Source organism: Microcystis sp. LE19-84.1B (assembly GCF_027531875.1).
Lineage (GTDB): Bacteria > Cyanobacteriota > Cyanobacteriia > Cyanobacteriales > Microcystaceae > Microcystis > Microcystis panniformis.
On the sequence record NZ_JAPZSR010000369.1, the window covers coordinates 1 to 7883 of the forward strand.

General features: G+C 38.9%; 9 protein-coding genes and 1 pseudogene. 5 read left to right on the forward strand and 5 right to left on the reverse strand.

The genetic code is table 11. From position 1 onward, the window contains the following. Positions 1 to 105 precede the first annotated feature (105 nt). The 3 genes from O9324_RS20805 to O9324_RS20815 all read left to right on the forward strand — a co-directional run bounded on the left by O9324_RS20805 (position 106) and on the right by O9324_RS20815 (position 1315). Entirely contained in the window at positions 106 to 273 is a 168-nt protein-coding gene (locus O9324_RS20805) for a hypothetical protein (RefSeq protein ID WP_288141193.1), read from the forward strand. 82 nt (positions 274 to 355) lie between these two features. Then, on the forward strand, positions 356 to 658 hold the full coding sequence (locus O9324_RS20810; protein WP_288141194.1) for a HigA family addiction module antitoxin: 303 nt from the start codon (positions 356 to 358) through the stop codon (positions 656 to 658). 126 nt (positions 659 to 784) lie between these two features. Continuing rightward, complete coding sequence (locus O9324_RS20815) at positions 785 to 1315, forward strand: hypothetical protein (protein WP_288141195.1); 531 nt, start codon at positions 785 to 787, stop codon at positions 1313 to 1315. Positions 1316 to 1385: 70 nt separating this feature from the next. Here O9324_RS20815 and O9324_RS20820 read toward each other — a convergent pair whose 3' ends face one another. Both O9324_RS20820 and O9324_RS20825 read right to left on the reverse strand, forming a co-directional pair. Continuing rightward, complete coding sequence (locus O9324_RS20820) at positions 1386 to 2645, reverse strand: trypsin-like peptidase domain-containing protein (RefSeq protein ID WP_288141196.1); 1260 nt, start codon at positions 2643 to 2645, stop codon at positions 1386 to 1388. Beyond that, the gene (locus tag O9324_RS20825) at positions 2642 to 3211 is read right to left on the reverse strand and encodes a COP23 domain-containing protein (protein ID WP_288141197.1); all 570 of its coding nucleotides are present in this window, start codon (positions 3209 to 3211) and stop codon (positions 2642 to 2644) included. Before O9324_RS20825 ends, O9324_RS20820 begins: the two co-directional genes overlap by 4 nt. Positions 3212 to 3548: 337 nt before the next feature. On the opposite strand from O9324_RS20825, the pseudogene O9324_RS20830 reads away from it, so the two are divergent. Both O9324_RS20830 and O9324_RS20835 read left to right on the forward strand, forming a co-directional pair. Then, positions 3549 to 3668: pseudogene (locus O9324_RS20830) on the forward strand (helix-turn-helix domain-containing protein); the annotation flags it as partial. Positions 3669 to 3768: 100 nt separating this feature from the next. Next, positions 3769 to 5070 carry a TRM11 family methyltransferase gene (locus tag O9324_RS20835; protein ID WP_288141198.1) on the forward strand — a complete coding sequence of 434 codons (1302 nt, stop codon included), beginning with the start codon at positions 3769 to 3771 and terminating at the stop codon, positions 5068 to 5070. 2 nt (positions 5071 to 5072) lie between these two features. On the opposite strand, the gene O9324_RS20840 is transcribed toward O9324_RS20835, so the two are convergent. The 3 genes from O9324_RS20840 to purB form a co-directional block, all read right to left on the reverse strand. Beyond that, the gene (locus O9324_RS20840) at positions 5073 to 5786 is read right to left on the reverse strand and encodes a hypothetical protein (protein ID WP_288141199.1); all 714 of its coding nucleotides are present in this window, start codon (positions 5784 to 5786) and stop codon (positions 5073 to 5075) included. A gap of 168 nt (positions 5787 to 5954) precedes the next feature. Beyond that, positions 5955 to 6089, reverse strand: coding sequence for a response regulator transcription factor (locus O9324_RS20845; RefSeq protein WP_271992121.1), 135 nt, complete (start codon positions 6087 to 6089; stop codon positions 5955 to 5957). A 38-nt stretch (positions 6090 to 6127) separates the two neighbouring features. Then, the gene (gene purB / locus O9324_RS20850) at positions 6128 to 7423 is read right to left on the reverse strand and encodes an adenylosuccinate lyase (protein WP_288141200.1); all 1296 of its coding nucleotides are present in this window, start codon (positions 7421 to 7423) and stop codon (positions 6128 to 6130) included. Between the last annotated feature and the right edge of the window lie 460 nt (positions 7424 to 7883).

Here is a 7883-nt window from a genome sequence, read left to right on the forward strand (position 1 = left end):
AAAACTATCAACAACTCATGCTTGTAAAGCTTGTACAATAGGGCTTTGAGTTTTTGTTAGATTGATATTTATCAACTTTAGAGCATTGCTGGACAGAGAGGGAGCTTGGGGAATTTTCTACAGTGTAAGTTCGGAAGAACCGGTTTTTTATACAGTAAAAAACAATATACGATTCGTTATGAAGCCAGTACCCAAGACTTTGATAAGTATGAAAAGGAAGCGAGAGAGATAATCAACTCTTTAGAGTTAGATTCGGTTAAAGAAGCGAAATAGTCTATGATTAAAAGTTTTCGCTGTCAAGACACAGAAACCCTGTCATGTTGAAATTGTTGATTATCATTAAAGGAGGTTGATGATGAATAATTGGAAAAGCCCCATTCACCCCGGTGAAATTCTCGCGGATGAATTAGAAGAAATTGATCTTACTATCTCTCAGCTTGCCCAAAAAATTTATGTTTCGCAAGAAACTCTCTATCACATCCTACAAAAAGACGCGAATCTCACGGGAGATATTGCTTTAAAATTAGGACGTTTCTTTAATACTGGGGCAGAATTGTGGATGAATTTACAAAAGGCTTATGAATTGGATGTAGCCAGAGAAAATCTAGGCAATAGGCTAGAAGAAATCATTCCCTATCAATCTATTTCTTCTCTATAAATTGATTAAATTATCATCAAAATAATAGGATTTACTGGACAATGCCTCAAATATAATGATCTGTGCTACGATCTCGGCTATAATAGCATCATTCGGTTTTCTTTATTGTGTGAGGAGTCACCTGATATGGTTTACAGAACATCGGTTTTTGGTTTACTCGCTTTGGCCTTATTAGTTTCGGGGGTTAGCGTGTCGGCATCTCAGAGAATGACAGGGGTAAGGGAAAGCCAAGTCAACGACGGAATCAATAGCCGTAGGGACACGCTACTACTGGCACAACGAGGCAATGTTAATGAGAATAAATGGTTTGCGGGAGTTTTACAAAGTTGTACCCGTGTAGCTAAAAGTGTCAAATGTTCGGTGGTAGTTAGAAGCACAGAAGATTTAGGAGCTTATGTTTATTGCGGATATGACAATATTACCCGATTATTTGATATATATGGTAATGTTTATCCCTGCGGACAAATACAAATTGGAAATCAAAAATCTGAAGGTGATAGAAGTGGTTTGAGTTCAAGATTTCCTCAAGGAACACCCGTTAAAGTAATTCTAACATTTAATAATGTCTCCAATCAAGTTAACGAGTTTGATACGCTTGAACTTCATTTTCAGTATAAGGAATTTCTAAGATTTAAGAATATTAAATTGCCCAGTTAAACACTCGTAATCGTGAGGATTCAGCTTATGTTCAATTATCAAAATTGTTGAATTATTGAGGTAAAATATTTCAATAATAATTGACGCATTCCTGTATTTTACTATTTAAAATAGTTCCCCTACTTCCCCAGGTTATATTCGGATCTTTATATAAGATATCATCAAGAGGCGCGGGTAAACCGAAAGGACTTTTTCCTAATTCCCTGCCATAAACAAACCAAATCGGATAAAAACCATCATGAGGATTTTTTCGATTGTATAGGCTCTCGACGGAAAGGGTTGATATGTTTTGAATATTGTCAAACCATCCTAATCTCTTAGCGAATCTTGTATATTGATCAATGTTCGACACGATATCTTGTTGATGATATTCGCTATAAATTCTACTTTGCACCTCAAAACCGTACCTTTTTTTGGAGGCTTCACTCCACTTTCTATTTAGATACCTCAATGTTTCACATTCTAAATTCTTCACCTCAAAACTATTTAGATCGCCTGACTTATCTGAATCGCCTTTACTTAGTAAAATCTCCCAAGTTTTATCATTTGCTTGTCCCCATTTTTTAGCCGCTAGTAATTGCTCCAAAGTTTGATTGGGAGAGGGAAGAGAGGAAGATAATCTTTGAGAATTCCGAATCGCTTGCCACTGAGGATATAAATTAATAGGAATCGCTAAAGATGAAGATTTATTCCCAGAAGCGTCTTTATCTGCTTCGACTAATATTCCGACTAATTCACCATTTTTATTAACAACCGCGCCGCCACTCATTCCAGGTTCCGTTTCTACATCCATCTTCAGCGTTGCCCCCTTTTTCCCTTTTAGTAGAGCATCAGGAGGTAATTTATCATTAAATTTACCCGGTTTAAGGGTGGAAGTAGATAGCCTTTCTGTAATCAGAGAGGAAGGAAGCGGATAGCCAGAAACGGTTAGATCATCGGTGGGTTGTAATTGCTGGCTATCTCCTATATTCGCCGTTCGATATTTGGCAGAACTTTGTATGGTAATCTCCGCTAGATCGTAATCGTCAATTTGCTTAATATTTTTCTCATTAATGATGTGGCTACCGATTATTTGCTGATTAGAAGGATTAAAAATTAAAACTTTATAGTTTCTCTTTTCTTGCACCACATGATATGCTGTTAGAATCGTGTAGAATTGTCCTTGCTGGCGAACGATTACCCCAGAACCCCCATCCTCTTTATAGTTTCCTTCTACATCAATTCTGACGGTAATCCCCTTTAATTGTGATTGATCCAACTGAGCGATCGCCACAGGAAAAGGTATCAATATCGAGACAATACCCAACCAAGCGAACCATCTTTTTATCATTGTCTTTCAGTCCTCGATCGCTCCACTTCTTCGATAAACTTCTTGACATGAATATAAACCTCTCGGTGAGTCTCTCCATAATAAAAACGAAACTCTCCCGTTAATTTTAAATCCGTCCGATAGCGAAGGGCTAACATCTTATCTAAAACTCTTTCCGCGTTTTCCCCTCGCTTTAATTTAACGATAAGTTCTCTTTCGGTATCGCAAGCTTTATCTTTGGGTTCCTTGACAAAACAAATGATCGGATAATTATCACTCGATTTTCCCGTCCGTAAAAAAGAACGACTCCAGGTTTTATCGTCATATCTTGCTTGAATAATCTCAGAAACTTCCTTGCACCGCTCTAGAGGCTTTTCCCCGGCAACTTCCTCCACCCAATAAATAAGTGGTACTAAATTCCCCGTTCCGTTCTGGATCATTGTCGTGGGAACTTTTTGCTTTGTGGAGGGATAGCTTTCTATTTGACAGGTAACTTTGGGTGATTCCGTTCGCCCTTGTTGTGGGGTGAAACCATTAGAAAGCATAACAACAAATGCCAAGGGGAAATAGCGCCAGAAAACATTCATCGCGGTTGTCGCAAGCGAGGAGTATATGCCGCGATTATATCATAATCGGTAAGGTGCGTTCCCCCTCGTCGCAGCAGGGAACGCACCCGACAAAATCGGCGTACTGCTAGGCAGCGCCTTCGACATCGCACTCAGGCAAAACTTCTGGCAACTGTGGACTGAAGCGAACACAGTATGATACAGTAATATCTTGAATAACATTAATCAAGAAAAAAATATGTCAAAAAGCGATGGATATCATTCCTTTGGCAAACGAATCAAAGAACTTCGGGAGTCTAAAGCTAAATTAGTGAGGAAGGTTGCGGCGGATTTAGATATGGATTAGTCTGTCTTAAGTAAATTAGAGAATGGACTTTTGTTTCTAAATATCACTTTACTTAAAAAAATTGCCAAATATTATCAAGTCTCACTCGATGAACTTAAAACCATTTTATGTGCTGACAAAATTATAAGTTAATATGCAACCTATACCCATGCTGATAGAGTCATCAATTTAGTTTGTGAAAGATTTGCGGAGTATCACACAGAATCTAACCATCAACACAAGGGAGAATCAGATGATCCAACTTGAATTATTTGAAACAAGTTACACAGATCAATACATTCAAGAAGGGTTTAATTTTTTGACACCCAAACTTGGGGATGTTACTTTCTTAAATGGTCTTAATGAACCTGTTCATCGTTGGTTTAGACTAACGCCAAGTTATGCTCCTGAATTAGTTAGATTTCTATGTGAATATTTAGAATGTTCATCAAAAACTGTATTGTGCGATCCCTTTTTAGGAAAAGGTACGACGATAATAGAAGCTAAGAAACTTGGACTATTTGCCCTAGGCATAGAGTTGAATCCATTACTAAAACTTGCATCTGAATATGCCTTGACTTGGGCAGTTGATATTGAACAATTAACTCAACATTTTCAATCTTTTGAAACTTATCTTCTTGATACTTTAGATGAAGCTAAGAATTTGTCTTTAGAAACTGCCGAGGAAAAATATCAATTAACTATCCCACCAATTCACAATGTATTTAGATGGTGGAGAAAAGAAGTTTTAAAAGAGTTACTTCTAATTCGTCGGGCTGTTTGGAAAATAGAGAATGAGAACTATAAACATCTTTATTGGTTAGCTTTGTGTTCTTCGGTTCTAGATTGCGCTAATATTCATCGAAATCACCCTACTATTAGTTTTGATGATAAACATAACCGTGAAATTAATGTTTGGAAAGACTTCCGTGACAACTTTGAAGCTATTATCACTGATCTAAAACATTTATCTACAAGAGACAAGTGGGGAACTATAAAAGTTTACCTAGGTGATAGTACCCAATTATCTAGTTTTGTCGAAGAAACAATAGATAGAGTGATTACTTCTCCTCCTTATCCTAATAGATTTAGTTATGTCCATACTACTCGTCCACAACTTTTCTTTATGGAAGTTTTCTCACAGGCTTCTGAATCTGCTGATCTAGATTGTGCCTCAATTGGTGGCACATGGGGTAAGGCTACGTCAATGCTTTATGAGATTGAAGTAGCCCCAAATGATCATATTTTTGATATACTTTTGCCGATGGTTAACCAGTTACGTCCACAAAATAACTTGATGTGTAACTACGCCATAAAATATTTTAATATGATGGATAACCATATAGCTCAACTTGCCAAAGTTACCAGTAAAAAGTTTAGAGGGGCATATATAGTTGGCAATTCTAGACTATCTGGCGTTGATATTTTTACTGATATATTATTGGGTAAAATTTTTGAAAAGAATGGTTTTGCTGTTGAGCAAATTCTTGTTTTGCGGAAACGTGGAGGTAAGAAGAAACTCTATGAAACAGCAATTTGTGTAAAAAAAGCTTAAGACTACATCATGTCAAAAATCTTGTCCATAATTTCTCGTATTAACTTATCTTCCTGTTTGAAGTAGCTGAGTAAATCAAACCCTGTCAGCAGTTTGACAAACTCAAAAGCATTGTCCCCCTCGTAGACTTTCCAATATTCTCTTAGACGCTTTACAGGACTGGTCAAAGAAGATGAGCAAAAAATAATCATGACTGGTTCTATTTTTTTATTGTTTAGTGCTAGAGCCATGTCTCGGTCAGCCTGTATGCGTTTTGAGTCACCAATTTGATAGCAAGAACGTACTTCAAAAGCCATCCCAATTGCTGTTTTATCCGTTTTTAACTGTTCAATACGTCTAGCATTCTCTAAAGATAATTTTGAGTAGCTGATTAATCCATCGGTAGAACGTTTCTGTGATTTGTTGTCAATATTTAGCATAAGACTATAAGATAAATCTTCCGAAGATATATTAAGTTTATCTGCTAATAGTGTCTGAAAAATTTCCTCATACATATCACCAAGTTTACGGTGAAGGCTAGTAATTAGGTTCCCTCCAATCCTTGCTGTAACGTATTTAGTATCATTAAGAAAAAAAGGAGCAAAAGCTGGATCATTACCAATCATATTAAGAAAACTACTCTTGTCAGTGACACCTTCAAAACGCTCAAAAGCATTATATTCGAGGACTTTTGATAAATGATAATTAATTATTTTTTTTAATTTTTGGTTGATCATAGTGTTGCCCAAATTTACATTAGTAACCAAGAATTATAACTATTCTTCAGATAGAGATTGGATCATCACGGGCAACTAATGCGCTTAGAACCCACATTCCACACCTTCACCCACCGACAAAGCCTGAGACCGTCGTACTCCGCTATCTAACACCAGTAGATCCTACTCCTATCGTTTGATCGTTTCCCAGTTAGTTTTTCCTTCCGCAGCCACGTCCACGGTATAGTTATCGGCGCTGGGGGTGTCTGAAAGTAATCGCCCAATCGCTTGATGGTCTTCTACCGATAAAATTTTCGTTTCCATCTCGATCACCCCCGCTTCCCTATTCCCTAATTCGCCTCTTAAATATCTAACCTTTGGTAGATGCTATTAAGATGATTTAGGTGCTGCTGGGGATCAAAGCAACTTTCGATCTCGTCGGGGGATAAAATGCCAGTAACTCGCTCATCTTGGCTGATAAAAGCTTGAAAATTGCCGTTATCGGTGTTCCAAGCGCGATGGGCGTTTTCTTGGACGATTTTATAGGCAGATTCCCGGCTAATTCCCTTACTCACTAAAGTTAAAAGAACTCTTTGACTGAAAATCACGCCACCGTAAACATTCATATTTCGCTTCATGTTTTCGGGATACACCAGCAGATTTTTAACTAAATCGGTGATTTCCTTGAGCATAAAGTGGGTCAAAATGCAAACATCCGGCAGCATTACCCGTTCTACGGAACTATGGGAAATATCTCTTTCGTGCCAGAGGGCGATATTTTCTAAGGCGGAAACGCTATGACTACGGATAATTCTCGCCATTCCCGTTAAGCGTTCTGAACGGATGGGATTACGTTTATGGGGCATAGCGGAGGAGCCTTTTTGTCCTTTGGAAAAGTATTCTTCCACTTCTAGGACATCGGTTCTTTGTAGGTTGCGAATCTCCACGGCAAAACGTTCGATCGAAGCTGCTAATAAGGCTAATTGTTGCACATAATCGGCGTGTCGATCGCGCGAGATAACTTGAGTGGAAGCGGTATCCGGTTCTAATCCTAACTTCTGACAGGTTAACGCCTCAATTTTCGGATCAATATTGGCATAGGTTCCCACTGCACCGGATATTTTACCGATGGCGATGTCTTGGCGCAAGCGAATTAAACGATCGCGTCCTCGCAGCACTTCCGCTAACCATCCCGCTAGTTTAAAGCCAAAGGTGATCGGTTCGGCGTGAATGCCGTGGGAACGTCCCACCATGACTGTATAACGGTGTTCTTGGGCGCGATAACGCAGGGCTTGGATAAAATCTTCTAATTGTTCTAAAATCAGGTTTAAACTGGCGACTAATTGTAAGGACAGGGCGGTATCTAATACATCAGAACTGGTTAAACCCAAATGAATATAACGTCCCGGCTCGCCCACATATTCGTTAACATTTGTTAAAAAGGCGATGACATCGTGGCGCACTTCTGCTTCTATTTCTAAAATGCGATCGGGATTAAAATTAGCTTTTGCCTTAATTTCTTCCACTGCATCCGCGGGAATATAGCCTAATTCTGCTTGCGCTTCACAGACGGCTATCTCTACCTCTAGCCATGTTTGATATTTATATCTATCCGTCCACAAATTCCCCATTGCAGGGAGAGTATAACGCTCGATCACTATTAATTCTTCCAAGACAACCGTTCAATTGTATCGGATCGGGGCAAGTCTGGGAATAGGCAAGGGGCAGCGGGGAATTTTGTTTTCCCCACTCCCTTTTTAGCGGTTAGGGACTTGAGCTTTGATAATGTACCTTTTGGGCGAACGCAGTTCGCCCCTACATTGTGGACAAAATCCGTTACTGTAGGGGCGCAAAGCTTGCGCCCTCCGATCGATTGGGATATTATTCCCACGCAAGTCCCTTAGTAATTCGGTAGTAGCGGTGAGGCTCTTCTAGGTTGTGTGTGATAAGTTTAACTTACATAGGATTGATCGATCTCTGAGAGGGGGACAAGCGAGCTAGAAGGTAGATAGGGCAAGCGATATAGCTCTTTGTCCTTTGATGTAATCCTTCAACCGATAGCGGCTAATTTGCATTAGCTCTTCTATATTTTTTTGGAACATTTGATGTAGCTGTAGC

Bases quoted from the DNA above. Each gene is read 5' to 3' on its own strand.
- O9324_RS20840 (WP_288141199.1), bottom strand. From the start codon at position 5,786: ATGATCAACCAAAAATTAAAAAAAATAATTAATTATCATTTATCAAAA.
- O9324_RS20820 (WP_288141196.1), bottom strand. From the start codon at position 2,645: ATGATAAAAAGATGGTTCGCTTGGTTGGGTATTGTCTCGATATTGATA.
- O9324_RS20810 (WP_288141194.1), top strand. From the start codon at position 356: ATGAATAATTGGAAAAGCCCCATTCACCCCGGTGAAATTCTCGCGGAT.
- O9324_RS20835 (WP_288141198.1), top strand. From the start codon at position 3,769: ATGATCCAACTTGAATTATTTGAAACAAGTTACACAGATCAATACATT.
- O9324_RS20845 (WP_271992121.1), bottom strand. From the start codon at position 6,089: ATGGAAACGAAAATTTTATCGGTAGAAGACCATCAAGCGATTGGGCGA.
- O9324_RS20825 (WP_288141197.1), bottom strand. From the start codon at position 3,211: ATGAATGTTTTCTGGCGCTATTTCCCCTTGGCATTTGTTGTTATGCTT.
- O9324_RS20815 (WP_288141195.1), top strand. From the start codon at position 785: ATGGTTTACAGAACATCGGTTTTTGGTTTACTCGCTTTGGCCTTATTA.